A 25897-nucleotide genomic window follows, 5' to 3' on the forward strand; every position below is an offset into this window, starting at 1 on the left:
TACTGCTGTTTCTTCTTGTTTGGTGAAGAACTGAGGTGGGAACAAGCGGATGATGAAAAAAGCGAATGCAAAATTGATGAAACACATCAATCTAAATAATGTACGTGAAGTAATGCAACAGATTGAAACGGCGACCAAGCCGCAGCTGGCTTCATTAACGAAGCTTAGTGTGGTGACGATTAACGCTTTGGTGAAGGAACTATGTAATCGTGGAGAGTTATTTGAAGATAAAGTAGTTCCATCGAATGGCGGCAGACCGGCGCAAGCGTATCGATACAATTATAATTACAGACTTGCACTTGTGTTATATATCCGAGAAATGAAAGGTGAAGAACTAATCTCAGCAACCGTGATTAACTTGGAAAATGAAGTGCTGTCTAAGGAAGAGTGCATTCTTCCTGTCTTGGATAAACAACACATTCTTCAATTGATTAAACAATGCGTTACGTCATACCCTTCTATTCACCGGATCGGCATAGGTATTCCAGGGCAAGCAGTCGATGGCGATATTACGGTGAGTAGTCATGATGAACTTATTAATTCACGTTTGATTCAAGATATTCAGAGTGAATTCGGTCTGAAAGTTCTTGTCGAGAACGACGTTAACGCTGCGATCAGCGGGTACTGCATTCAGCATGAGGAGATGAAAGAGCAGTGTGTGACCGGAATCTACTTCCCTAATCGGTATCCACCTGGCCTTGGAATTATGTTGAATGGACAGATCATGCAAGGAAAGAATGGAATGTCTGGTGAAATCAAGTATCTGCCTTCTGCGCCGAATTGGAAGGCTAAGATGAACGATGACGAGTTTCTCCTGCAAGTTTGCCAGATCATCCAAACGATTAATGCTATTGTAGCTCCACATCAGACTGTTATTTATCAGGAGAGAGTGGAGATAGAGCAACTGGAGGCTGCATGGAAGCAGTATCAGATGGAACATCCAATGCCTACGTTTCCTGAAGTTGTGTACCAAGGGACATTTCAAAAAGATTTTGATGCAGGACTAAGATGGATGATTCTTCAAGAGTTAAGGGAGACGATCCTTGAGGAATCGATATAATCCACAGAAGATGTTCTGTGGATTTACGTCCTTTGTGCGGGCGATGAGTTAACTTTTTATAGTCATAGCAGTCATTGACATGAAACCAGTTACAGGAATTATGATGACCTCGTAGCTGAGAAGATGCTAGTCCGACCACTTAGTAAACACACATTACGAAGAATCTGTTTTTACAGGAAAGTGACTCGAATTCATTATCACGGCTGGTATTTAGTGCTGCAATGAAATAGTAACCTTATGACTAACATCAATACGCTGTGGAGGTTAGGAGTATGACAGAAGAAGAACGGATCAGGAAGGGAATTCTTTTTAGTCCAGGTAATCCAGAATTGAAGGAAATCAAACGCCGTTCACACAACCTAAGTCAACAATATAGCCTGACGTATGAGGATCAGAGTGAAGAACGGGAATTGATTTTGCAACAGTTGTTAGGAGCTAAGGGGGAAGGGGGATTCATCCAAGGTCCAATCTTCTTTCATTATGGGGTACACACTCGTATTGGGGATCACTTCTTCGGGAATTACAATCTGACAGTACAGGATGATGCACAAGTGACGATAGGTGACTATGTCAGCTTTGGACCTAATGTGACCATTGTGACTCCCGTTCATCCCTTTATTGCGTCTGAGCGCAGACAGATGTTGGATCAAAATGGAGATATCAAATCGTTATGTTACGCCAAACCCGTCACAATTGGTGATGATGTATGGATCTCTGCCAATGTTACAGTATGTGGCGGCGTTACGATTGGAAGCGGAAGTGTGATTGGCGCGGGGAGTGTGGTTACGCGTGATATTCCGGCAAACTCATTAGCTGCTGGTGTTCCATGTAAAGTCATACGTCCAATCACAGAAGCGGACAGCATGCGATACAAACCGGAGATTATGGCCGATTGTAAAGTGTTAGAACCTTAACCGTTTTGTAAGGTGAAACTAATTGAGGAAAGCGCGGCATATATGTCTTGACGTTATTCGCATGAGTTAAATCCATTGGGATGCAATGCGAGGCATTGATCAACATAATCTTGGTGGAGTCATATGATTGTAAAATAAGTTCCTATGTATTCGAGTAAATCGAATAATATAGTAAGGCATAAATTAAGCCCAGCCAACCGCTCATCACGGTTAGTCTGGGCTTAATTATTTCGTTGCGTTATTACAAATGGATGCATACACTCGTATTGGAGCCGCCCTATCATATGGAACCGCCAAATTGCTTATTTACCGAATATGCCAGGTGACGAGACGGAGTAGAGAAGCGAGACCGGGAGTTCAAAGATAATCCAACACCGTTGTTATCTCAGCAGGAGTTACCGAGATTCAGGTCGTAGGTCTCTAACGTTCCATCAATCAATATACTGGATGATTATCAAGTCAGTTAGTCGATCAATTGTTTACTGTGATACGCGTCCTTTTCTAAAGCGTTTAATAAGAACATAAAGTCCAAAACCAATAATAAAGATTGCCGCTGCCGGTAGGATATAAGGTTTGATAATTTCATCCACATGCTCCCACTGAGCGCCCAGCTTAAAGCCTAGATATACATAAAGCGATGTAATGGGCAGCATAGCTAAGAAGGTATACAGACTGAATTTGAAAACATTCATTTTGGTAACACCGCAAGGGATAGATATCAAAGTTCTTACCCCTGGCACGAAGCGCCCATAGAAGGCCACCCCACTGCCGTATTTCTCAAAGAAACGATCTGAAGCTTCTAAATGATGTGTGCGAATGAGAAAATACTTACCGTATTTCTCAACGAGGGGTCTTCCGCCAAACCGACCAAGCGCATACAGCGTTAGTGGACCAAATGTACCTCCAACCGTACCAGCTATAATCGTAAGAATAAGATTCATGTCCCCAAGGTAAACCCAGTAACCTGCAAGCGGGAGAACGAGTTCGGCAGGCACAAATTCAAATGATAAAGCAATGACCACACCTGCATACGACAAGTCTTTGAAAAAAAGGATAAATTCTGTGATCCATTGAGTCACGCTACGCCCTCCAAGAGTCTATCTTATTTTTTGGGACTACATTTTTATCTATATATGATATTGAAAATACTCACTTCTGCTATAAAGGTAACAATAGCGATAGTAGCTTGTCAAAACTCACATCATTTATATGAAGATAGTTACATTAATAGAAGAGACGATGAAATAACCATCGTGATAATCTATTGTATAGAAGTATGAATATAAGGTAGGGTGATATGACGGAGATTGGTGTTCTGCATAGCGTTCTCTATGGCTTTCTGCAATCAACAGGATTGAACGTTTAGGTATTTGAGTTGAATTAAAGGTTTATATACGGTTGATATAGTAGATATCAGGTTTAATGAGGATGTATTTATAATAGAAGAAAGGATATAATAATGGATGTAATCTAGGTATATAATTAAATGATTTGAAATTAACTCTTTACAAGTGGTTGTGATTCATGATATATTCTTATTCCGGCCAAGAAAACACGAGAAACACGGTGCGCCAAGCAAACATAATGAGCTTCGAAAGAAACTTAAAAAAAGAGCTTGCAAAGTTGGTTCGGACGTGATAATATATAAGAGTTGCTGAAGCGAACAACTTCGGTAGCAAACGAAAAGTTTGATCTTTGAAAACTGAACAACGAGTGAGTAACGATCTTGCTTGCAAGATCGACGCTGAGAAATCGTACACGTCTTCGGACTGGATGGTTTCGAAGCACAATTGAGATTTTTAATCTCGTCAGATTCAAAATGAGCTAATCGCTCTTTTCAATACTTTATTGGAGAGTTTGATCCTGGCTCAGGACGAACGCTGGCGGCATGCCTAATACATGCAAGTCGAGCGGACTTGAAGAGAAGCTTGCTTCTCTGATGGTTAGCGGCGGACGGGTGAGTAACACGTAGGCAACCTGCCCTCAAGCTTGGGACAACTACCGGAAACGGTAGCTAATACCGAATACTTGTTTTCTTCGCCTGAAGGAAACTGGAAAGATGGAGCAATCTATCACTTGAGGATGGGCCTGCGGCGCATTAGCTAGTTGGTGAGGTAACGGCTCACCAAGGCGACGATGCGTAGCCGACCTGAGAGGGTGATCGGCCACACTGGGACTGAGACACGGCCCAGACTCCTACGGGAGGCAGCAGTAGGGAATCTTCCGCAATGGGCGAAAGCCTGACGGAGCAATGCCGCGTGAGTGATGAAGGTTTTCGGATCGTAAAGCTCTGTTGCCAGGGAAGAACGCTTAGGAGAGTAACTGCTCCTGAGGTGACGGTACCTGAGAAGAAAGCCCCGGCTAACTACGTGCCAGCAGCCGCGGTAATACGTAGGGGGCAAGCGTTGTCCGGAATTATTGGGCGTAAAGCGCGCGCAGGCGGTCATTTAAGTCTGGTGTTTAATCCCGGGGCTCAACCCCGGATCGCACTGGAAACTGGGTGACTTGAGTGCAGAAGAGGAGAGTGGAATTCCACGTGTAGCGGTGAAATGCGTAGATATGTGGAGGAACACCAGTGGCGAAGGCGACTCTCTGGGCTGTAACTGACGCTGAGGCGCGAAAGCGTGGGGAGCAAACAGGATTAGATACCCTGGTAGTCCACGCCGTAAACGATGAGTGCTAGGTGTTAGGGGTTTCGATACCCTTGGTGCCGAAGTTAACACATTAAGCACTCCGCCTGGGGAGTACGGTCGCAAGACTGAAACTCAAAGGAATTGACGGGGACCCGCACAAGCAGTGGAGTATGTGGTTTAATTCGAAGCAACGCGAAGAACCTTACCAGGTCTTGACATCCCTCTGACCGGTACAGAGATGTACCTTTCCTTCGGGACAGAGGAGACAGGTGGTGCATGGTTGTCGTCAGCTCGTGTCGTGAGATGTTGGGTTAAGTCCCGCAACGAGCGCAACCCTTATATTTAGTTGCCAGCATTTCGGATGGGCACTCTAGATAGACTGCCGGTGACAAACCGGAGGAAGGTGGGGATGACGTCAAATCATCATGCCCCTTATGACCTGGGCTACACACGTACTACAATGGCCGGTACAACGGGCTGCGAAACCGCGAGGTGGAGCCAATCCCAACAAAGCCGGTCTCAGTTCGGATTGCAGGCTGCAACTCGCCTGCATGAAGTCGGAATTGCTAGTAATCGCGGATCAGCATGCCGCGGTGAATACGTTCCCGGGTCTTGTACACACCGCCCGTCACACCACGAGAGTTTATAACACCCGAAGTCGGTGGGGTAACCGCAAGGAGCCAGCCGCCGAAGGTGGGATAGATGATTGGGGTGAAGTCGTAACAAGGTAGCCGTATCGGAAGGTGCGGCTGGATCACCTCCTTTCTATGGAGAATCGTTTCCCGAGTGGAAACATTCAAATATGCAGCTTAGCTGCAAACTACTCACTCGTTGCTCAGTTTTGAGAGCTCAAACTCTCAAACAGCTTGCTTTTGCATGGAGCTTGTTCTTTGAAAACTAGATATCGAAACGAACGAAAATGCGAATTAGAACATTCCTTTAAGCTGATCTTGTGTAAACAAGTGAAGTGTTTTATAAGGTAGACTGCTGGAGCGAGTGATCGAAATGGAACGACTTTTGGCTTTGCGCAAGCAAAACAAGGGAAGTGACAGCTCGAACACGAGCGAATGGTTAAGCTACTAAGAGCACACGGAGGATGCCTAGGCGCTAGGAGCCGATGAAGGACGTGGCGAACAACGAAACTGCCTCGGGGAGCTGTAAGCAAGCTTTGATCCGGGGGTGTCCGAATGGGGAAACCCAGCTGGGGTAATTTCCAGTTACACCTAACTGAATACATAGGTTAGTGTGAGGCATACCAGGGGAACTGAAACATCTAAGTACCTTGAGGAAGAGAAAACAATAGTGATTCCGTCAGTAGCGGCGAGCGAACGCGGAGAAGCCCAAACCAGAGAGCTTGCTCTTTGGGGTTGTGGGACGTCTCACATGGAGTTACAAAGGAACCGGTTAAACGAAGAGGTCTGGAAAGGCCCGCCAAAGAAGGTAAAAGCCCTGTAATTGAAAGTCTGTTCCCTCCGAGACGGATCCCGAGTAGTGCGGGGCACGTGAAACCCCGTATGAATCCGGCAGGACCATCTGCCAAGGCTAAATACTTCCTAGCGACCGATAGTGAAGCAGTACCGTGAGGGAAAGGTGAAAAGCACCCCGGAAGGGGAGTGAAATAGAACCTGAAACCGTGTGCTTACAAAAAGTCAGAGCCCGTTTTAGGGGTGATGGCGTGCCTTTTGTAGAATGAACCGGCGAGTTACGTTCCCGTGCAAGGTTAAGGTGAAGAGCCGGAGCCGCAGCGAAAGCGAGTCTGAATAGGGCGACATAGTACGTGGACGTAGACCCGAAACCGGGTGATCTACCCCTGTCCAGGGTGAAGGTGCGGTAACACGCACTGGAGGCCCGAACCCACGCACGTTGAAAAGTGCGGGGATGAGGTGGGGGTAGCGGAGAAATTCCAATCGAACTCGGAGATAGCTGGTTCTCCCCGAAATAGCTTTAGGGCTAGCCTCGGAAAACAGAGTCGTGGAGGTAGAGCACTGATTGGGTGCGGGGCCCGCAAGGGTTACCAAGCTCAGTCAAACTCCGAATGCCATAGACTTACTTCCGGGAGTCAGACAGTGAGTGCTAAGATCCATTGTCAAAAGGGAAACAGCCCAGACCATCAGCTAAGGTCCCCAAGTGTGTGTTAAGTGGGAAAGGATGTGGAGTTGCACAGACAACCAGGATGTTGGCTTAGAAGCAGCCACCATTTAAAGAGTGCGTAATAGCTCACTGGTCGAGTGACTCTGCGCCGAAAATGTAACGGGGCTAAACACACCACCGAAGCTATGGCTTGATGCTTTGCATCAGGGGTAGGGGAGCGTTGTATAAGGGTTGAAGGTGTACCGTAAGGAGCGCTGGACATTATACAAGTGAGAATGCCGGTATGAGTAACGAAAAGATCAGTGAGAATCTGATCCGCCGAAAGCCTAAGGGTTCCTGAGGAAGGCTCGTCCACTCAGGGTAAGTCGGGACCTAAGGCGAGGCCGAAAGGCGTAGTCGAAGGACAACAGGTCGAAATTCCTGTACCACCGTAAGCCGTTATGAGCAATGGGAGGACGCAGTAGGGTAGTGACGCAGACTGATGGATGTCTGTCCAAGCAGTGAGGCTGATGTGTAGGCAAATCCGCACATCATAAGGCTGGGCTGTGATGGGGAGTGAAAATTACAGTAGCGAAGGTCATGATCTCACACTGCCAAGAAAAGTCTCTAGCCAGGTGATGGTGCCCGTACCGCAAACCGACACAGGTAGGCGAGAAGAGAATTCTAAGGCGCGCGGAAGAACTCTCGTTAAGGAACTCGGCAAAATGACCCCGTAACTTCGGGAGAAGGGGTGCCCCGGTAGTGTGAATAGCACGAGGGGGCCGCAGTGAAAAGGCCCAAGCGACTGTTTAGCAAAAACACAGGTCTGTGCGAAGCCGTAAGGCGAAGTATACGGGCTGACGCCTGCCCGGTGCTGGAAGGTTAAGGGGAGCGGTTAGGAGCAATCCGAAGCTGTGAACCGAAGCCCCAGTAAACGGCGGCCGTAACTATAACGGTCCTAAGGTAGCGAAATTCCTTGTCAGGTAAATTCTGACCCGCACGAATGGCGTAACGACTTGGGCGCTGTCTCAACGAGAGATCCGGTGAAATTTTAATACCTGTGAAGATGCAGGTTACCCGCGACAAGACGGAAAGACCCCATGGAGCTTTACTGCAGCTTGATATTGAATTTGGGTACGATCTGTACAGGATAGGTGGGAGCCTTTGAAGCCGGAGCGCCAGCTTCGGTGGAGGCACCGTTGGGATACCACCCTGATCGTATCTAGGTTCTAACCTGGTACCGTAATCCGGTACGGGGACAGTGTCAGGTGGGCAGTTTGACTGGGGCGGTCGCCTCCTAAAGAGTAACGGAGGCGCCCAAAGGTTCCCTCAGAATGGTTGGAAATCATTCGAAGAGTGCAAAGGCATAAGGGAGCTTGACTGCGAGACCTACAAGTCGAGCAGGGACGAAAGTCGGGCTTAGTGATCCGGTGGTACCGCATGGAAGGGCCATCGCTCAACGGATAAAAGCTACCCTGGGGATAACAGGCTTATCTCCCCCAAGAGTCCACATCGACGGGGAGGTTTGGCACCTCGATGTCGGCTCATCGCATCCTGGGGCTGAAGTAGGTCCCAAGGGTTGGGCTGTTCGCCCATTAAAGCGGTACGCGAGCTGGGTTCAGAACGTCGTGAGACAGTTCGGTCCCTATCTGTCGTGGGCGTAGGAAATTTGAGAGGAGCTGTCCTTAGTACGAGAGGACCGGGATGGACGTACCGCTGGTGTACCAGTTGTTCCGCCAGGAGCACCGCTGGGTAGCTATGTACGGACGGGATAAGCGCTGAAAGCATCTAAGCGTGAAGCCCCCCTCAAGATGAGATTTCCCAGTATGTAAGACCCCTTGAAGACGACGAGGTAGATAGGCTGGGGGTGGAAGTGCAGTAATGCATGGAGCTGACCAGTACTAATCGGTCGAGGGCTTATCCAATTAGCACGTTTGAATCGCAGACGTTCGTTTCGAATCTAGTTTTCAGAGAACAATACTCTGAAAGGTAAGCTAAGCTATGCGTTTGGTGGCGATGGCGGAGGGGTTCCACACGTACCCATCCCGAACACGACCGTTAAGCCCTCTAGCGCCGATGGTACTTGGACCGCAGGGTCCTGGGAGAGTAGGACGCCGCCAAGCAACAAAAGGCACATTCGAAATTAATCGAATGTGCCTTTTTTATTTAATTGTCTTTTTTATTATTTTCACGTGTTTACTTTAATCATTAATCAAATCTATTTTATATCTGCAAACGTATACGATATATATAGCCTTTATATGCACCGAGGCTAGCATTAACAAAGTTTGACCATTTATATCAGTTACCCTTTACTAAAAGCAATAAAAGCCACCTCCAGGCGCTATATAACACTGAGTGGCAAGAGAGATAGGTTAGATTATATTTTACTGGTTATTATTCATGGGGTTAAAGATTGTTAGCACGCTCGTAAAACTTACGTTGTGGAACCGTAAACTACCCAAAGAAGATCGTAAACGAATGTCGCGTTTATGATCTTCTTTTTAGTTATTTGTGGAGAATCGATAATGTCCTCAACGTGCATGAACATAGGCAAAGTTAACTTAACCTAGTTAGAGAATGATATGAATCCCCCAATCCATTATCAAGCGGGGCAACGCGTGTTGGGGTCACACACGGTGTCTTTTACTAGTATGAGCATCATGCTTCAATACCAGGAACCGCGACACCACAAGATTGGCGCACAACAAGCTCTGGCTCCACTTTGATGCATTGGTTATCCATCTGCTTATTCATTAGGTCAAAGAGGATCATGGCGGCCAGGCGGCCGATCTTGTCCGTATCTTGCTTAACTGTAGTCAGTGGTGGATCTGTATAGCGGCAAGCCTCGATATCGTCACACCCTGCAATGGCAATGTCTTCAGGAATACGAAGTCCTGCTTCCTTGAAGGCGCGCATGGCACCGAATGCCAGTAGATCTGTAGCTGCAAATACAGCACGAGGCAGCTCACCACGAGCCAGCATTTCTTTTGCAGCCTGATAGCCGTCCTCAGCAGCATAATCCTTGCTGTATACCATCCATTCAGGCTTGGTATCAAGACTAAACTGTTTTAGGGAGCGCTTGAAGGCATCCTCGCGCTGCTGCATGACGAGTGAAGCACGCTGTAGACCGATGAAGCCAATGTCCCGGTACCCGTTCATATAGAAATGCTCAACGACCTTTGGCGAGATTTTCTCGTTGTCTGACATGATGTAACAAGAGCCTTGTCCCGTTAATTCAATGTCAATACCAATGCAGGGGATGGGACTCGCATCCAGGTCGTACACACTACTTTCCACCTCATCACCCGCAATGATGATGCAGCCGTCGACTTGAAAATATTTGGATCTAGCTAAATAATCTTCTCCCTGATCAAGGAACTTTTCGTTAGAAAAAAAGAGCAGATCATAGCCGAGCAAGCCTATTTGCTTCTTGAACGTGTTAATGACTTGCACGAAAAATGGATGACTAAAATCAACATTGAGCTTGCCAGCGAACACTACACCGACAAGATTAGATTTCTTCGTGGCCAGCGTTTTGGCAGAGGAGGAAGGCCGATACCCGTTCTCATCCATAATTTTAAGTACACGCTGACGGGTCTCTTCGCTAATATCGGAATAGTTATTAATTATTTTGGAGACTGTCGCTACAGAGACGCCGGCTATATTGGCAATCGTTTTGATATTCATTAAACATCCTCCGGCTCCTAAACTGGTTTCGATAGATTGAGTTGTGTAAGTTTTCACTTTCCTGCCTGTATTTTATGCTACAATGCCAGCTGAGTCAACCGTTAGCCCTTATAAATAAAGGACAACACTCTACATATGCTTCAGATCTATGAATGCGAATGGCTATGTTATTCAGGAAAAATGATAGAACTCCACTAGAATTATAGGTGTTTTACGAAACAGCCATGTCGTTTTCAGTATTACAACAGAGTTTGTCTTCAAAAACGACTTCGTTAGAAGGCTTAATTTTGTATGACATCGTATGTGTTTAGATGAATTTTCGGATTTTACAACTCAATTTATCGTGGAGTGTTTAACAAAATAATCCTTATGATATAAGGGGTTTTGCTCATTTTTAGAAAAAAATAAAAATCCACTATTTACAAACTTTAAAGTCGCATTCATAATGAGTGAGTAATCAACGAAACTGATTTCGTTAACATTATCTCAAAATCATTGGGGGACACAGACATGTTCAAAAAACTTTTAATGATGTCATTTGTAACCGTTTTAATTTTGGTTCTTGCGGCTTGTAGCAATGCAGAGGAGACGGCAGGAGGCTCGTCAACGGACGGCGGCAAGGAGAAGGTCACACTTAAGATCATTCACTGGCAGCAAGAGAATATTAACAACTACATTAAGGAGTTCAATAAGAAATTCGAAGAAAAGTATCCTGAGGTAAAGGTTGAATACACGACGGTTCCAGCCGATGCAACGTATGATCAACTGATGCAGACGCGGATGAATGCTGGTGATTCAGGGGATGCGGATATTATCCCGTTGAAATCTAGCTTTGTTGGAGCACCACAGGACTGGTCTCCAGGAGCAGCTGATCCGATGTGGAAGCAATGGATTGATGCTGGGCTGATCGCTGATCTGTCTGACCAAGCATTTGTGAAAAATTACAATGAAATTGATGTGCAAAATGCCATGACGTACAACGATAAGGTATATGGCGTGAACATGGGTAAGGTTGCATTCACAGGTTTGTTCTACAACAAGGACTTGTTTGCTAAATATAACCTTCAAGTTCCAACAACGTGGACTGAGCTGCAAAATGTAATTAAGGTGCTTAAGGATAATGGCGTAGAGCCACTTGGCTTCGCAGGAAAAGATGTATGGCCAATTAACCTTGCGGTACAAGGACTGCAAGCTTCCATTCACGATGATCAATTGAGTTATATCCAGGGATTGTGGACAGGAGAGACTAAGCTGACCGATCCAGTACAGATCGAAGTGCTTCAGAAGTCCCAAGATCTGATGAACAGCGCAATGAACGGTTTTATGGGAATTGACTATGGTACACTGCCAACACTGTTTGCGACAGAGCGCGTTGCAATGATTGCTGATGGTACATGGGATGCAACGACGATCCAAACAGCGAATCCTAATCTGAAGTTCGGATATTTCCCTATTCCAGGTAGTGATGATGCAGCGAAAAACAAAGATTTGGCCGGTAAATATGATATGACTTGGATGGTTGTTGAGAAATCACCGAAGAAGGAATATGCATTGAAGTGGCTTGAGATGTTGTCTGAGAAACAAAACTACACGGACTTTGTCAACGTAGCAGGCTTCCTACCGACTCAACCTGATGTTGCTCTGACCAGTGAATTCATCAAAGAAATCCAGCCTTATCTGGACAACTTTAAGCTCTCATGGGATCAGCTCTTCATCAACCGTCAAAATGTAGGACAGTATATTGCTGAATCCAGTGTACACGCAGAGCTGTTGAAGCCAGCAGGACCACTTAACACACCTGAGGAGCTTGCAGCAAAATCCCAGGCAGACTGGGATGCGGCAGCGCCTAAATAAAGTAAAGGAATTATATAAGTTTAACTAAACTTTTTACACAAGAACGGAGAGGACAGAAATAACATGAAGAAGCGGAGCTATAAGCTTTCTGTAAGAAAGCTACTTCGAAAGGATACGCTTCGGCAGAAAGCTTTCTGAAAGAAAGCTGCATCGGAAGCATAAGCTATCACCGGATTTTCCCTTTGAAGAAGGGAATCAAAAAAAATCTGGGGATAACAGCGATCGGAAAGTTATTCTGTCATCGGAGTGGTTAGTGTAAATATTCTTTAATTGAACTTATAACGTTGAATTAGCACATCAGGTACGGTAATTGTGTCGAATGCGCCGGAATAGCGCTCAGGGTCAATACCTTCGGGTGAGCCGGGCTGTTATCCGGCGTTATTTGAATAGATCGTATCACCAGATGAAAGGTGTGAGTCATATGTATCCCTTTGGAAAAGGAAAAGCTCGCCTTATTCCGTACTTATTTTTGAGTATCCCCTTATTGCTATATATTGTGTTTGGCTTTGGGCCATCAGTTGTCACTGTGCTATTCTCGTTCACCGATGCTACGGGGGTGCGGGGACAGTCCTGGAACTTTATCGGATTAGACAATTATGCAACGTTCTTCGGGGCTTCGAACTCCGGTGATCGGCTGGCAGCGATTGGACGGTCATTGTACTTTGCCTTTGCCGTTGTCATTATCCAAAATGCTGTCGCATTGTTCATGGCCGTGTTAATCAACAAGAAGCTACGTGGTGACAATCTATACCGTGCCGTGTTCTTCCTACCAGTTGTGCTAGGGGTAACGGTATCAGGTCTGATCTGGCAGCTTGTTGCCAATCCACTTGGTGGACCTGCACAGTCCGTACTGAACTTCTTCGGTACGAGTTCGAACTTTTTCGGAGATTATAATATTGCCTTTGAATTAATTATCTTTGTGCAGATATGGATGTACATGGGCTACTCGATGACGATATTCCTCGCGGGCCTGCAATCGATCCCAAGTGACCTGTACGAAGCGGGATATATGGATGGAGCTTCTGGCTGGAAGGCGTTCAAGAACATTACCTTCCCCATGATTGCACCGGCATTTACAGTCAATATGCTACTCTCGATCATCGGTGCACTGCAAACCTTTGACATCATCTACGTACTCACAGGCGGTAAGTTTAACACGACTACACTAGCCTTTGACGTATATGCTACAGCGTTTGGCAGTGGAACGTCGGATTACGGTTTAGCGTCCGCAGTGGCTATGATCCAATTCTTGTTTGTATTTATTATCTCGATGGTGGCCTTGTTCTATCTTCGCAGAAGAGAGGTGGAGATGTAATGAAGCAGAGCAAATGGTCTCGAATCGTCAGCTATGTCATCGTACTGCTAATGCTGGCGTTATATATTTTCCCTCTGTTCTATCTATTTAACGTATCGATGAAAACGCAGACGGAATATTTGATTGATCCGGTTGCGCTCGCTCAGGGTTTCCGATTAGAGAATTTTACAGAGGCTTGGACACGGGGGAACTTCTCTCAGTACATGTGGAATAGCGTGCTCTATACGGGGCTATCAACGATATTGACCTTGATTCTATCCATTTTCGCGGCATTTCCGCTGGCAAGAAGATATGTGAAGTTCAGTACGTTCTTGTACGTTTTCTTCCTAGTCTCGATGTATCTTCCGAATCCGCTTATCCCGCAATTTTCGTTGATTAATAGTTTAGGTCTCTATAACACACAGACCGGTTACATTTTGCTAAAAACGACGGGAACGGGTATTGCTTTCCTCATGTTTGTTGGTTATATCAAATCGGTTTCGCGTGAATTGGATGAGGCGGCAGCTATGGATGGATGTGGATATACAAGATACCTGTTCACCATTCTTGTACCACTGATGAAGCCTATTTTGGCTACAGGTGTTATTTTGACAGCCATTGGCGTGTGGAATGACATCATAGGGCCGACGATTTATTTGTCCGATCCGAGCTATCAACCAGTTACCAAGGGGCTGTTCACGTTCTATGGTCAATATATGAATAACTGGCCGTTACTCGCTTGTGGTATTTTGATCGTAACGTTGCCACTTGTGGTTCTATATGTCGTGTTACAACGCTTTATTGTAGGTGGTGCGATGGCAGGAGCCGTGAAATCGTAATCCTGGTCTCCTAGTTGATCCAAATGACTGAAGTGGTGTGGACTGACTTTAGATACTGATGTAATTGATGATGATATACAGCGAAAGGGTGACCCGAATGATGAATAAGCAAGTACTACCGTTCCCAGCGGATTTTATGTGGGGGACTTCCACGTCCTCCTATCAGATTGAAGGAGCAGCTAACGAAGGTGGGCGTGTACCGTCTGTGTGGGATACATTCAGCCGTGTACCCGGCAAAGTCGTGGATGGAGATCATGGCGATATTGCGTGTGACCACTACCATCGATATCCGGAGGATATTGCGCTCATTCAAAAGCTTGGGTTCAAGCACTATCGCTTCTCCATTGCTTGGCCACGTATTATCACTGCACCTGGCGTAATCAACGAGGAAGGGCTGGCGTTCTATGAACGCCTACTGGATGAGATCGAGCAGGCAGGGCTTATTCCAATGGTTACCCTGTACCACTGGGATTTGCCGCAATGGATTGAAGATGAGGGAGGCTGGACGAACCGGGAGGTGTTGGCGCATTTCCGTGAATATGCGTCGGTCGTTATGGAACGTTTTGGATCTCGAGTAGGCTGGTGGAACACCATTAATGAGCCTTATTGTGCTTCCATTCTGGGCTACGGCACGGGAGATCATGCACCTGGACACCAGAACTGGTACGAGGCGTTTACGGCAGCGCATCATCTCTTGCTCAGTCATGGTATTGCGATGGAGCTTCACCGGGAGAAGCAGTTATCTGGTCAGATCGGTATAACATTGAACATGGAGTACGTAGATCCCGCTTCGGATGCTCCACAAGATGTTGCCGCCGCTGCACGGCGGGATGGCTTCCTGAACCGTTGGTTCGCTGAGCCGATCTTCCATGGAAGATATCCGCAGGATATGGTGGAATGGTACGGCGATCAGGCGCAAGGAATGGATTTTGTCCACGAGGGGGATCTCGAACGAATTCATCAGCCGGGTGATTTCCTCGGCATCAACTATTATGCGCGAAGCGTAATAAAAGCAGCTTCTGACCATAGTTTGTTGCAGGCAGAGCAGGTGCTGTTCACCGAGCCAGTTACCGATATGGGCTGGGAAATCCATCCCGATTCGTTATACCGCTTATTAACGCGGGTTCAGCGTGATTATACTCAAGGTCTACCCATCCTGATTACCGAGAACGGTGCGGCGATGAAGGATGAGCTGGAACATGGCGTCGTTAAGGATGAGAGCCGTCGACAGTATATCCAAGATCACCTGGTCGCTTGCCATCGGTTTATTCAAGAGGGCGGACAGTTGCATGGATACTATGTGTGGTCCTTTTTGGACAATTTCGAATGGGCATTTGGTTATAGCAAACGGTTTGGGATCGTCTACGTAGATTACACAACACAAGAGCGTACCCCGAAGGAGAGCGCGAAGTGGATCAGTAAAGTGATTCAAGCAAATAGTCTGGAAATAAGCGAAACCGAGACTCTTTCGAATGTAGAGACCAGGTAAAGTTTGAATGTGTAGGATGAGGTCATTCAGCAACCTTTCAGTTGACTTTAAGGTGTCTTAAAGCTGCAAGAGGTATAGTGAAGTCACTATAAGAGGTTGTTCATAAAGTCCGCTTTTGATTACGAAGGATGCCTGATGCATCTCAGCGTCGAATATGGGATTCAGCCGAAATATCCGTTGCTCACGTAGTTTTGCCTACGCTCTGCTACTCCATTTCTAGCTTCATCCCATCTTCTTGGTACTGAAAACCGACCTTTATGAACATACACTATAAGGAGGCGAATGACCTTGAACATCTCATCCACAACAAGCTCTAGCACATCGTACACATCAACATCTTCAAGCTCTAATAGCACCAGCCAGCTGGAGAAACAAAAGGCGAAACTCGAATCCGAACTGGAGAAGGTTCAATCCAGCAAGGATGATGAGCAGACGAAAGAAACCAAAACCAAGCAGCTAGAGCAGCAGATTAAGCAGATTGAGGCACAGATTAGCCAAAGCACTCAAAGTAGCGGTTCAACCGGGCAAATGCAAGCACCACCACCGGAGGCATCTGCCAATCGAATGACAGCCGCTTCGCCGCAACAAATTGCGAATGCTACAACAGACAGCAATGGTAGGTTTGATATTCGAATTTAGAGGATGTGTCTTGAGGTCATCTAATGGATAGCACAGCTTAATACATAGAAACAGGGTACTCCAGTGATGTGTGGGAGTACCCTGTTTCGTTAAAGTGGCACGGGCAAATGACTATTCATATCAATACATTAATTGTGGATGCTTAACTGGCTTAATCGTTCAGCCAATGAACGTTTTCTATAATAGATGGTTATTGAAATGAGAACGAGCAGCTCAGATAGCGGTACAGCCAGCCAGATCCCCGTAATGCCGAAGAACGCGGGAAGCAGTGCAATCAATGCAATCATAATGATCATCTCGCGGGCGGCTGTAATCCAGATCGCCATTTTGGCGTTTCCAATCGATTGAAAGTATGTGCTCATCACAAAGTTAATCCCCATGAAGAGGTAAGCAAACGTAAATATTCTTAAGCCGTAGATCGCATTATCTGTGACAGTCGAGCTGAAATTACCGAAGATTTGCACAAAGTAAGGCGCACCGATCTGTACGATGAGCAGTAACAAAACGCCCCATATCCCAGCCGTCCAGCCCGCCAAACGTACAGCCTGCTTTTCCCGATCTCTCTGCTTCGCACCATGATAATAACTGATGAGAGGCTGAGCAGCCGAAGCGAGACCCAGAAATGCCAGTAAGACAACCCCGTGAATATAGTTCAATACGGTAAATGATGCGACGCCATCTGTTCCTGCAATTCGTTCGAGTGATACATTGTGGGAAACGGAAAAGACGGACATACCGAGTTCAGCTAGAAAGCTGGGGAACCCAATCAGTGCAATGGCAGACAGCAACTTCCAGTTCCACTTGAAACGAGTGAAGGTGAGATGATTTGTTTTTTTGAAAAAGTGGGTTAACAGTACAAGTAAAGCCAGGAAAGCCGATATGATCGTCCCTAGAGCGACCCCTCGAACACCCCACTCCAGTATATATAACATCACATAATTGATGACGATATTCGCCACAGCAAAGGTGATCTGTGCATACATTGACGTATTCGGATTACCATCATTGCGGACAAAAATACTCAGTGCATTTTCTATCGTAAATACAAAGCCAAAAAGCAGCATAACATTCATATAATCCGCAGCATGAGGGAAAGTTTCTGCATTCGCGCCAAGGGCGTAGACCAATGCGTCTTTGAAGCTAAACGCTGTAAGTCCAATCACAAGGGTTGCCAGCAAAATAATGGTGATGGATTTGGAGAAGATCTGTTTGGCTTTCAGGAGATCCTTCTCACCCATATGTGTGGAATACAGTGTGGCACCGCCCATACCGATCCAGAGCGACATCGCAACAAATAACGTATAGACTGGAGAAGCAATTCCGATTCCAGCTAGAGCCGTGGAACCGAGCTTATGACCTACCATAATGCCATCGATAATAAAGTTGAAGCCAACGACTAACATGCCGAGAATAGAGGGCACAAGATAGCGTATAAAAGCTTGTCGTACAGTTTGTTGCTCAAGCGGGTGAGACCAGTTCGTATTCATGTTGACCTCCGTTAATATACTGAATGTTCATTCTGCATTTTGTTATACTGAACGTTCGTTCTGTATGATATCACAGGATGTGATTGTTTAGCAATTTCCTCTTTATATGTTCTACCTGTGGTAGAGTGGAAAGAGTATGTGCTGCATATAAGGAGGCACGATGAGATGAAACAAAATAAATACGATGAACCTGAATTTTTCGCTAATTATAGTCAAATGGCTCGATCTCAGCAGGGGTTAGAAGCAGCTGGTGAATGGCATGAGCTTCGAACGATGCTTCCGGATCTGAAGGACAAAGACGTACTGGATCTTGGATGTGGATTCGGGTGGCATTGTCGGTATTCTCGTCAGCAACAAGCAAAATCTGTAATAGGCATTGATCTGTCTGAGAATATGCTGCAGCGTGCCATTCAGATGACGGACGATCCCAAGATTGAGTATCGCCTTCAGGCAATTGAAGACATTGATTTTGCACCTGAACAATTTGATGTGGTGATCAGTTCGTTAGCCTTGCATTATCTCCAGCGACTCGATAAAGTTTATGCCAAAATCAATACTTGTCTAAAATCCGGTGGGACATTGGTTCTGTCCGTGGAACACCCGATCTTCACTGCTCGGGCCGAGCAGGACTGGCACTATGGGGCACAGGGTGAGATTCAGCACTGGCCAGTTGACCATTATCAACAAGAGGGCAGACGTGTAGCGCGTTTTCTAGACCAGGATGTGGTGAAATATCACCGAACTGTAGCAACTCATCTGAATGAACTGATTGATGCTGGATTCGTCATTCAGCAGGTCGCTGAATCTAAACCTTCAAGCGATATGGTAGAGCAAGTTCCGGGTATGCGGGATGAGCTTCGTCGCCCGATGTTTCTCATGATTGCAGCAAGCAAGGTATAGCTGGCTTCTAGCTGATTGGCATAGCAGCATGTTCAGAATATCTGGGCATGCTATTTGGTTTATTTTGATATCGAAGGCAGCTTGAATGAATGGTGTAAGGAAAAATTTAGGGAACTGGGGAACCAAACTCCATTGGGCTCAGTCTTATTATGTGAGGTGAACAACAGTTGGACTATCAATTTCTGGCACATGCCCAGACGATCGACAATTACACGTTAAGTCATATGATGGATGACTATGGTAATGATGTGTGGAATTATGTGTACTTTTTGACCAAAAGCACAGAGCTGGCAGATGAGGTGTCGCAGGAAGTATTTATCCGAGCTTACTCCGGGATTGCCCATTTTCGCGGGGAAAGCTCATTAAAGACATGGCTGCTGACAATCACAAGAAATACGACATTTACATACCGCAAATCGAGATTTTTTCGCAGCAGTTTATGGGGAGAGACCCTATCTATTCAGACAGAACAAGAGTATTCAACAGGCCGGGAAATGATCCCTGAGACGTATGCACACCCATCCGCTGAAGCCGAAGTGCTGAGCAAGGAGCATGTACATGAGATCTGGGATATCGTGATGGCTCTGCCGGATAAATTCAGGGAGATTCTGCTGCTACATCTCAAGTATGAGCTTCATACCAATGAGATTGCGGAAATGCTGCGGATTAGCACAGGTACGGTGAAATCTAGGTTGTCACGTGGGAAAGCCAAAGTACAAAAGCAATGGAAGGAGCGGAGCGAATCATGAAACATCCGAATGACGATTGGGAAAAAGAAATCCAAAAGGAGCCATTTGCGGAGTCTCCTTTTACAGAAAAACATAAACAGCATGTACTCCGACAGGTGTCTTGGAGCCAGAAAACTCCGAAACAGACGGGTGCATTACACCCTCCTGGTCGTATACCAAATGGTCGTATGAATCTACGTAAACGTCGTCTTCGTACAGGTTCAGTCATGGGTGGAATCGTGGTTGCCGCGTTAGCTGGTGCATTTATTCTCTGGAATGGGCAGATCGTTGAACCTGTTGTGGAGCGGTTCTATCCTACAGCTTCGTTACAATTGTCAGATGATCCTAGCATGAGCTTGCTAACGGACAAGATGAAAAGAACGGTTGCGATAACGATGAGAGACTATCTTGGTAAGCAATTAGAGGTGACCCTCGCGAAGAAGGGGCCTATTACCGGCTGGGTCTACGTCGAGGCAGGACAGGAGCTAGAAACCGATTATGCTCAGATGTGGCTGGATGGAGAGACGGGAGCCTTGGTTGAGCTGAATATGAGAGGTGAGATTCCGGGGGATCGGCTGGAGCATCGATTTGTACGCCAGATTCCAGGGTTATTGGCGGACATTGGCAGTGACAGCAGCATGAAGCCGGTAAGGGTGCTGCGGAGTGCGATAATGAAAAAAGGTCAGGCTATGCCCATCATGAATACATCATTAACACTGCAAAAGGATGAGTCCTATGGTGAGATTAGATGGAGGCAGGATCAGGCTATTTACGTCTCGGGAGATTTGACGTTAAATACAGCAAGAGTAACAGCTGAGATATTGGAGACTGCCCAAGAGGCCATTAAGGGCTTATCTGGTGAGTCAAAGTTGCCTCTGCGTGGGGTTAACTATACCCGAGATGATGATCTGTCTGAAGAATCAATTAATTTAACTTTTGGCGATCATTATTTTGTACGAAGTATCCAAGGCAAGGCAAGTACTCATTATATGGTGATGGATTACAAAGGGTATACACCCGAACTGAAGACCATGGAAGATCACGAGAGATATATTGAGGAATTGTTGGGTGTAGAAGAAGAGATAATCAGACAACATGCAGCACCAATAATCAAACAAATATTTAATATCGATCTGAATGACTACACATTTTATCGAGATTCTAGCAACCTGGGTATGGCTTCATTCAGACCAGAAAGTAATGAAGACCCAGAAGGTACTACAGATTCAGGAGGTACAACAGATTCAAAATCCACAACAGATTCAGAGGAACCATCGGGAACGAAGGATGAAATTCAGATTCGATACACTCAGGATGCACGTATTACGATGATCGAGAGAATCCAGCGCGAAGAGAACGGCTCACAATAATGCGATATGGTACAATCTTCTTCATAGTTCATGGAACGAGGAGAAGGGGTTAAGAAGATGAGGTATTTGGTGAGTTCATGTCTTGCAGGAGTAGCTTGTCGATACAACGGTACAGCAAGTTTGGATGAGAGAATTCGGGAGCTTGTGGCTCAGGATCAAGCCAAAATGGTCTGTCCAGAACTACTAGGTGGTTTCGTTACACCACGAGAGGCTGCAGAGATTATCGGCGGAACAGGTCAGGATGTGCTGGATGGCACAGCTAAGGTCATCGAGAAAGGTGGCAGAGATGTAACGGATCTATACATCAAGGGCGCCTATGAGACGCTCGAATGGGCGAGGAAACTGGAGGTAAGCTGTGTAGTGCTCAAGGAGTACAGTCCGTCATGTGGAACACAGATGATCTATGATGGAAGCTTTGATAATCACAAGGTAGTTGGAGAAGGGGTTACGTCAGCATTACTTCGACAAGAGGGATTTACGGTAATTTCCGAAAATGAGTTCATGGCGTTACTGTAGTTCCTCTAGATCCTCAATTGGGGGAACGAATCGCATAGCTACAACTATACTTACTTTTATAAACTAAGCAACATTATTGTGCGTACTTTCTATTTGGGAACATTAACACTAGAATAGTACCTAGAGTTCCAAGTCCCAAGATTATAGCTATATAAATTGAACTAAACATTTACACGAAAACGGAGAGGACAGAAATAACACGGAGAAGCGAAGCTAAAAGCTTTCTGTAAGAAAGCTACTTCGAAAGCATACGCTTCGCCTGAAAGCTTTCTGCAAGAAAGCTACATGAAAGCATAAGCTATCCTTGGATTTTCCCTTTGGAAAAGGGAAACAGAAATCTGGAGGTAACAGCGACCGAAAGGTTGTTCTGTCATCGGAGTGGCAAGTGTAAATATTCTTTAGTTCAATATATATGGATTAGGGATAATGAACAAAGTAGAGAAAAGGATGTGGATTGTTGTGGAGAATTCAAGCAAAGAAATCATGAAGGAAAATGTATTAAAGGCTTATCACTTCCGTCATGCGACAAAACAGTTTGACGCTACACGTACCATTCCAGCAGAGGATTTTGAATATATTCTAGAGACGGGACGTTTATCTCCAAGCTCTATTGGATTTGAACCGTGGAAGTTTCTGATTGTGCAGAATCCAGCTTTGCGTCAGCGGTTGTCCGAGGTGTCCACCGGAGCCCAGAAGCAATTAGCTACAGCAAGTCATTTCATGGTCATTCTGGCTCGAACGGATGCAGGTTATAATTCGCCGTATGCGGAGTACATGCTGAAGGAGATCAAAGGCATGCCTGATGATGTATTTGAACTGACAAGCGCAGCATATGGCAAATTCCAGAATAACCAACGGTTGTTCGAAACACCGCGTACCTTGTTTGATTGGGCATCTAAACAAACGTATATCGCACTCGGAAACATGATGACTGCTGCCGCTCTGATTGGAATCGACTCTTGTCCAATTGAAGGTTATGACTATGAGAAAGTGCATCAGATTCTGGAAGATGAAGGATTATTGGAGAATGGAGCATGGAATATCTCGGTGATGGCTGCATTTGGCTATCGTGAAGAAGATCCAGCACGGGAGAAGACGAGAAAGTCACTGGATAACATTACACAATGGATCGAGTAATGCGATAAAATAATCTTGTTTTAGATAGGCTGTATATATACTGACGTATGTATCTATGAACGATAATGAACCTAGTTATGCATCATGTATGCATTGTGCATCGAGCTTCTGTGGGAACCTGCGAAAGGAATACAGAGGCTCGTTGGTGTACAGTGCAGTTAATGTGCGGTAATTAACCATAATAGCGGCATAAAAATAATCTATTTGCAAATACATAGATATCTATGTATAATGGGCTCATGCCAAAATATAATGCAAGTGCCTTGATCGCAAGAATCAGGGATCACGTTAATAAACGAATCGTACATGAATTAGAACAGCATGAGGTGACGGGCATTGTCCCTTCTCATGGTGACGTCTTGATGTTTCTCTACCGCGAAGAGGCACTATCCATTAAGATGCTGGCTGAGCGAGTGCAGCGAACCCAACCCACGGTGACTGTGCTGGTGAACAAGCTGGAGAAGCTGGGATATGTCGAGCGGCATAAGAGTGCAGAAGACAGCCGTGTAACGATGATTCGCCTGACAGAGCAAGGGCGGAAGCTGGAACCGGTGTTTAACCAGGTCTCCAAACAGATCAATGAGATGATATACTCGGGTCTGTCTGACGAACAGGCAGAGCAACTTGAGCTCCTGTTGTCTAGCATCGTCCGCAAGATGTAATTATTTGCGGATGGATGCAAAGTATTTTTTTATACATAAACATAGATGTCTATGTATATGTGTTTATCCATGCACAGAAGCTGTAGATACAAAGTAATTGTAGCGAAATTTTGTAAGCAGGTTATAGGTAACTATACTCAACTTAAATTGGAGGAATTTTGAATGAAACATCTTATCGTATATGCACATCCACACGAAGGTAGTTTGAATAACGCGATCTTAAACACGGCTGTAGAGGCACTTGAAGCACAAGGCCATGAGGTTGTTGTTCGTGACTTGTACAAACTGGGCTTCCAGCCTGTACTTACTGAAGCAGATACGGCTTCGATGCGTGCAGGACAGACTCCGCAGGACATTGCTACAGAGCAGAAGTATGTTGCTGATGCTGAAGCCATTACGTTTATTTACCCGATCTGGTGGACAGGACTTCCAGCGATCCTGAAAGGTTACGTTGACCGTGTGTTCGCTTACGGATTCGCTTATGTAGCAGGTGAAGCAGGAATTGAGAAATTACTGACTGGCAAAAAAGGACTGATCATCAATACACATGGTACGCCAAGCGAGGTGTACGATCAGATCGGCATGACAGCTGGTTTGAAAGTTACTTCTGATGTTGGGATCTTCGACTTTGTTGGCATCGAAGCTGTCGATCACCTGCTGTTCGGAAGCATTGGTTATCTGGACACCGCGGCTTACGAGGCGATGTTGGAGCAAGTGAAACAGACTGTTAGCACTAAATTTTAAATAATTGCATAACAAGTTGCTTGTATATCAGGCCGATTCGTAATGGTACGAGTCGGTCTGTTTGTTCAATTATTTGCAAAACAGCAGAAAGGGGGTATAATCTACCCATGGAACCTATACTCATATTTAAAGCATTGTCCAACGAGACACGTAGACAGATTTTGTTGTGGCTCAAAAACCCGGAGCAACACTTTTCGCCGCTGGAATTATCCCAGCATCCGGATGGAGGGAAGAATGGCATCTGTGTCGGAACGATTCAGATGAAGGCTGGACTTGCTCAATCTGTCATATCCAGCTACTTACTGACCATGCTGAAAGCCGGATTGCTGCTCTCAGAGCGCAGGGGACAGTGGACTTATTATCGCCGCAATGAAGAAATCATTCGTCAATTTGCCGATTATGTGCAGCATGAGTTATAAGCCGTGCGCAAGGACGGAAGCAAGAATGCAACTGCAACGGGTATTCCGTCCGAAGTATACGGCTAATCATGAGTAATCCATATATTTTTATCGTCTTATTAATCTATATATCTGGATATACAAAAATATAATTCAAAAAGGAGTACATTCTCATCATGACTACTGAACACCAAGCAACATCTCATAAAGAACGGATTACCGACGTTAAGCTATCTATCTTGGATTTGGCTCCAGTCGTGGTAGGATCAACTCCTGCCGATGCTCTTCGTAACAGTTTGGATCTGGCGCAGCATGCGGAACGCTGGGGATACCACCGCTACTGGGTAGCGGAGCATCATAATATGCCAGGCATCGCGTCTTCTGCGACTTCGGTCGTTATTGGGTATCTAGCGAGTGGAACATCAACGATTCGCTTGGGCTCGGGTGGCATTATGCTCCCTAATCATGCTCCACTCGTGATCGCGGAGCAGTTTGGCACACTGGAATCACTTTATCCGGGGCGGATTGACTTAGGGCTAGGACGTGCACCAGGAAGTGATCGCCGCACATCGCTCGCTCTTCGTAAAGACCTGAACAGTGGGGAGGACTTCCCTGAATTGTTAGCAGAGCTCAGAGCTTACTTTGATGCTTCGGCTACTTCATATCATGCTCCGGTTCGTGCAGTGCCAGGGGAAGGGCTGAATATTCCGATTTACTTGCTCGGTTCCAGTGATTTCAGTGCCAGACTAGCAGGACAACTGGGATTGCCGTTTGCTTTTGCCAGCCATTTCTCACCGGATTACACACGAATTGCCCTGGAAACGTACCGAAACAACTTCCAACCATCCGATCTGCTGAAAGAGCCACATGTCATTGTGGGTGTAAATGCAGTGGTTGCTGATACGGACGAAGAAGCCGCATGGTTAGGAACAACGATGCAGCAGCAGTTCCTGAACATTATCCGTGGCACGACTGGACTGGTACAGCCGCCAGCGGATATGGAAGGCAAATGGACAGATCGGGAGCGAGCAGGTGTAGAACAGACGTTAAAAGCAGCCGTTAATGGTTCTCCTGAAACGGTGCGTGGGCAACTGGAGTCATTTATCGCGCAGACCCAAGCGGATGAACTTATCATCACATCCATGATCTATGATCATCAAGCGCGTCTACATTCGTATGAATTGATCGCCCAACTGGCTGGTAAAGCGTAAAGCCATCAATTGTGGATATTAGATAAAACAAAGAACAACCTTAACGTTTAAGTTGAGACGGTTCTGTTAACATATACTTTAGTTTTTTGATCAAAGGCTCGTCTCATCGGAGGCGAGTCTTTTTTTGGGATTAATTGCAAAAGTGCGCTTTGGGGCAGAAGGTTGTATTTCGGGTAAAATGAGTATACCGATCATTTATGAAACGACAGATTGAGTCGATACGTATAAATCGGGAGTGTCATACATAAGTTGGCTTGTACAG

General features: G+C 45.8%; 19 protein-coding genes and 3 rRNA genes. 19 read left to right on the top strand and 3 right to left on the bottom strand.

What is annotated here, in order from left to right; genetic code table 11:
- The first annotated feature begins 49 nt into the window (after positions 1 to 49).
- Together V6W81_RS03000 and V6W81_RS03005 are read left to right on the top strand one after the other, a co-directional pair.
- Positions 50 to 1060: an ROK family protein gene (locus V6W81_RS03000; RefSeq protein WP_338541503.1), complete on the top strand. Its 1011-nt coding sequence runs from the start codon at positions 50 to 52 to the stop codon at positions 1058 to 1060.
- A 272-nt stretch (positions 1061 to 1332) separates the two neighbouring features.
- Positions 1333 to 1974 (top strand): sugar O-acetyltransferase, encoded by a 642-nt coding sequence (locus tag V6W81_RS03005; protein ID WP_145053609.1) that lies wholly within the window; start codon positions 1333 to 1335, stop codon positions 1972 to 1974.
- A gap of 479 nt (positions 1975 to 2453) precedes the next feature.
- On the opposite strand, the gene V6W81_RS03010 is transcribed toward V6W81_RS03005, so the two are convergent.
- On the bottom strand, positions 2454 to 3053 hold the full coding sequence (locus tag V6W81_RS03010) for a DedA family protein (RefSeq protein ID WP_128100163.1): 600 nt from the start codon (positions 3051 to 3053) through the stop codon (positions 2454 to 2456).
- 766 nt (positions 3054 to 3819) lie between these two features.
- On the opposite strand from V6W81_RS03010, the gene V6W81_RS03015 reads away from it, so the two are divergent.
- From V6W81_RS03015 to rrf, 3 genes are all read left to right on the top strand, one after another.
- Positions 3820 to 5372, top strand: a 16S ribosomal RNA gene (locus V6W81_RS03015).
- Between the two features lie 304 nt (positions 5373 to 5676).
- Positions 5677 to 8602, top strand: a 23S ribosomal RNA gene (locus V6W81_RS03020).
- Between the two features lie 81 nt (positions 8603 to 8683).
- A 5S ribosomal RNA gene (gene rrf / locus V6W81_RS03025) occupies positions 8684 to 8800 on the top strand.
- The 16S, 23S and 5S rRNA genes sit together here, the layout of an rRNA operon.
- A gap of 538 nt (positions 8801 to 9338) precedes the next feature.
- Here the strand turns inward: rrf and V6W81_RS03030 are convergent.
- Entirely contained in the window at positions 9339 to 10367 is a 1029-nt protein-coding gene (locus V6W81_RS03030) for a LacI family DNA-binding transcriptional regulator (RefSeq protein ID WP_145052178.1), read from the bottom strand.
- 510 nt (positions 10368 to 10877) lie between these two features.
- Here V6W81_RS03030 and V6W81_RS03035 point away from each other — a divergent pair.
- From V6W81_RS03035 to V6W81_RS03055, 5 genes are all read left to right on the top strand, one after another.
- A complete protein-coding gene (locus V6W81_RS03035; protein ID WP_338541504.1) occupies positions 10878 to 12221 on the top strand; it encodes an ABC transporter substrate-binding protein in 1344 nt (447 codons plus the stop codon).
- 421 nt (positions 12222 to 12642) lie between these two features.
- Positions 12643 to 13536, top strand: a complete 894-nt coding sequence (locus V6W81_RS03040) for a carbohydrate ABC transporter permease (RefSeq protein ID WP_056697277.1) — start codon at positions 12643 to 12645, stop codon at positions 13534 to 13536.
- Positions 13536 to 14354 carry a carbohydrate ABC transporter permease gene (locus V6W81_RS03045; RefSeq protein ID WP_056697275.1) on the top strand — a complete coding sequence of 273 codons (819 nt, stop codon included), beginning with the start codon at positions 13536 to 13538 and terminating at the stop codon, positions 14352 to 14354. Before V6W81_RS03040 ends, V6W81_RS03045 begins: the two co-directional genes overlap by 1 nt.
- Before the next feature lie 100 nt (positions 14355 to 14454).
- On the top strand, positions 14455 to 15843 hold the full coding sequence (locus tag V6W81_RS03050; protein WP_338543926.1) for a GH1 family beta-glucosidase: 1389 nt from the start codon (positions 14455 to 14457) through the stop codon (positions 15841 to 15843).
- 282 nt (positions 15844 to 16125) lie between these two features.
- Positions 16126 to 16482, top strand: a complete 357-nt coding sequence (locus V6W81_RS03055) for a FlxA-like family protein (protein ID WP_430700994.1) — start codon at positions 16126 to 16128, stop codon at positions 16480 to 16482.
- A gap of 128 nt (positions 16483 to 16610) precedes the next feature.
- On the opposite strand, the gene V6W81_RS03060 is transcribed toward V6W81_RS03055, so the two are convergent.
- The gene (locus V6W81_RS03060; RefSeq protein WP_338541506.1) at positions 16611 to 17969 is read right to left on the bottom strand and encodes an MATE family efflux transporter; all 1359 of its coding nucleotides are present in this window, start codon (positions 17967 to 17969) and stop codon (positions 16611 to 16613) included.
- Between the two features lie 165 nt (positions 17970 to 18134).
- Between V6W81_RS03060 and V6W81_RS03065 the strand changes: the two genes are divergently transcribed.
- From V6W81_RS03065 to V6W81_RS03105, 9 genes are all read left to right on the top strand, one after another.
- A complete protein-coding gene (locus tag V6W81_RS03065; protein WP_338541507.1) occupies positions 18135 to 18869 on the top strand; it encodes a class I SAM-dependent methyltransferase in 735 nt (244 codons plus the stop codon).
- A 167-nt stretch (positions 18870 to 19036) separates the two neighbouring features.
- Complete coding sequence (locus tag V6W81_RS03070) at positions 19037 to 19618, top strand: RNA polymerase sigma factor (protein WP_338541508.1); 582 nt, start codon at positions 19037 to 19039, stop codon at positions 19616 to 19618.
- Positions 19615 to 20967, top strand: coding sequence for a hypothetical protein (locus V6W81_RS03075; protein ID WP_338541509.1), 1353 nt, complete (start codon positions 19615 to 19617; stop codon positions 20965 to 20967). The genes V6W81_RS03070 and V6W81_RS03075 overlap by 4 nt, the downstream gene beginning before the upstream one ends.
- 57 nt (positions 20968 to 21024) lie before the next feature.
- Positions 21025 to 21483, top strand: coding sequence for a DUF523 domain-containing protein (locus V6W81_RS03080; RefSeq protein WP_338541510.1), 459 nt, complete (start codon positions 21025 to 21027; stop codon positions 21481 to 21483).
- Positions 21484 to 21909: 426 nt separating this feature from the next.
- Positions 21910 to 22620, top strand: coding sequence for an NAD(P)H-dependent oxidoreductase (locus V6W81_RS03085; protein WP_251384497.1), 711 nt, complete (start codon positions 21910 to 21912; stop codon positions 22618 to 22620).
- 239 nt (positions 22621 to 22859) lie between these two features.
- Positions 22860 to 23282, top strand: coding sequence for a MarR family winged helix-turn-helix transcriptional regulator (locus V6W81_RS03090; protein WP_338541511.1), 423 nt, complete (start codon positions 22860 to 22862; stop codon positions 23280 to 23282).
- A gap of 162 nt (positions 23283 to 23444) precedes the next feature.
- The gene (locus V6W81_RS03095) at positions 23445 to 24026 is read left to right on the top strand and encodes an NAD(P)H-dependent oxidoreductase (protein WP_338541512.1); all 582 of its coding nucleotides are present in this window, start codon (positions 23445 to 23447) and stop codon (positions 24024 to 24026) included.
- 107 nt (positions 24027 to 24133) lie between these two features.
- A complete protein-coding gene (locus tag V6W81_RS03100; protein ID WP_056697254.1) occupies positions 24134 to 24445 on the top strand; it encodes an ArsR/SmtB family transcription factor in 312 nt (103 codons plus the stop codon).
- Positions 24446 to 24600: 155 nt separating this feature from the next.
- Entirely contained in the window at positions 24601 to 25635 is a 1035-nt protein-coding gene (locus V6W81_RS03105; protein WP_338541513.1) for an LLM class flavin-dependent oxidoreductase, read from the top strand.
- Positions 25636 to 25897 lie beyond the last annotated feature (262 nt).

It is taken from the genome of Paenibacillus tundrae (assembly GCF_036884255.1).
In the GTDB taxonomy this organism is placed as follows: domain Bacteria; phylum Bacillota; class Bacilli; order Paenibacillales; family Paenibacillaceae; genus Paenibacillus.

What these genes read in the sequence shown, in the direction of transcription:
- V6W81_RS03085 (WP_251384497.1), top strand. Translation starts at nt 21,910, where the DNA reads ATGAACAAAGTAGAGAAAAGGATGTGGATTGTTGTGGAGAATTCAAGC.
- V6W81_RS03090 (WP_338541511.1), top strand. Translation starts at nt 22,860, where the DNA reads ATGCCAAAATATAATGCAAGTGCCTTGATCGCAAGAATCAGGGATCAC.
- V6W81_RS03045 (WP_056697275.1), top strand. Translation starts at nt 13,536, where the DNA reads ATGAAGCAGAGCAAATGGTCTCGAATCGTCAGCTATGTCATCGTACTG.
- V6W81_RS03095 (WP_338541512.1), top strand. Translation starts at nt 23,445, where the DNA reads ATGAAACATCTTATCGTATATGCACATCCACACGAAGGTAGTTTGAAT.
- V6W81_RS03005 (WP_145053609.1), top strand. Translation starts at nt 1,333, where the DNA reads ATGACAGAAGAAGAACGGATCAGGAAGGGAATTCTTTTTAGTCCAGGT.
- V6W81_RS03060 (WP_338541506.1), bottom strand. Translation starts at nt 17,969, where the DNA reads ATGAATACGAACTGGTCTCACCCGCTTGAGCAACAAACTGTACGACAA.
- V6W81_RS03050 (WP_338543926.1), top strand. Translation starts at nt 14,455, where the DNA reads ATGAATAAGCAAGTACTACCGTTCCCAGCGGATTTTATGTGGGGGACT.
- V6W81_RS03030 (WP_145052178.1), bottom strand. Translation starts at nt 10,367, where the DNA reads ATGAATATCAAAACGATTGCCAATATAGCCGGCGTCTCTGTAGCGACA.
- V6W81_RS03065 (WP_338541507.1), top strand. Translation starts at nt 18,135, where the DNA reads ATGAAACAAAATAAATACGATGAACCTGAATTTTTCGCTAATTATAGT.
- V6W81_RS03080 (WP_338541510.1), top strand. Translation starts at nt 21,025, where the DNA reads ATGAGGTATTTGGTGAGTTCATGTCTTGCAGGAGTAGCTTGTCGATAC.
- V6W81_RS03055 (WP_430700994.1), top strand. Translation starts at nt 16,126, where the DNA reads ATGACCTTGAACATCTCATCCACAACAAGCTCTAGCACATCGTACACA.
- V6W81_RS03075 (WP_338541509.1), top strand. Translation starts at nt 19,615, where the DNA reads ATGAAACATCCGAATGACGATTGGGAAAAAGAAATCCAAAAGGAGCCA.
- V6W81_RS03105 (WP_338541513.1), top strand. Translation starts at nt 24,601, where the DNA reads ATGACTACTGAACACCAAGCAACATCTCATAAAGAACGGATTACCGAC.
- V6W81_RS03000 (WP_338541503.1), top strand. Translation starts at nt 50, where the DNA reads ATGATGAAAAAAGCGAATGCAAAATTGATGAAACACATCAATCTAAAT.
- V6W81_RS03040 (WP_056697277.1), top strand. Translation starts at nt 12,643, where the DNA reads ATGTATCCCTTTGGAAAAGGAAAAGCTCGCCTTATTCCGTACTTATTT.
- V6W81_RS03035 (WP_338541504.1), top strand. Translation starts at nt 10,878, where the DNA reads ATGTTCAAAAAACTTTTAATGATGTCATTTGTAACCGTTTTAATTTTG.
- V6W81_RS03100 (WP_056697254.1), top strand. Translation starts at nt 24,134, where the DNA reads ATGGAACCTATACTCATATTTAAAGCATTGTCCAACGAGACACGTAGA.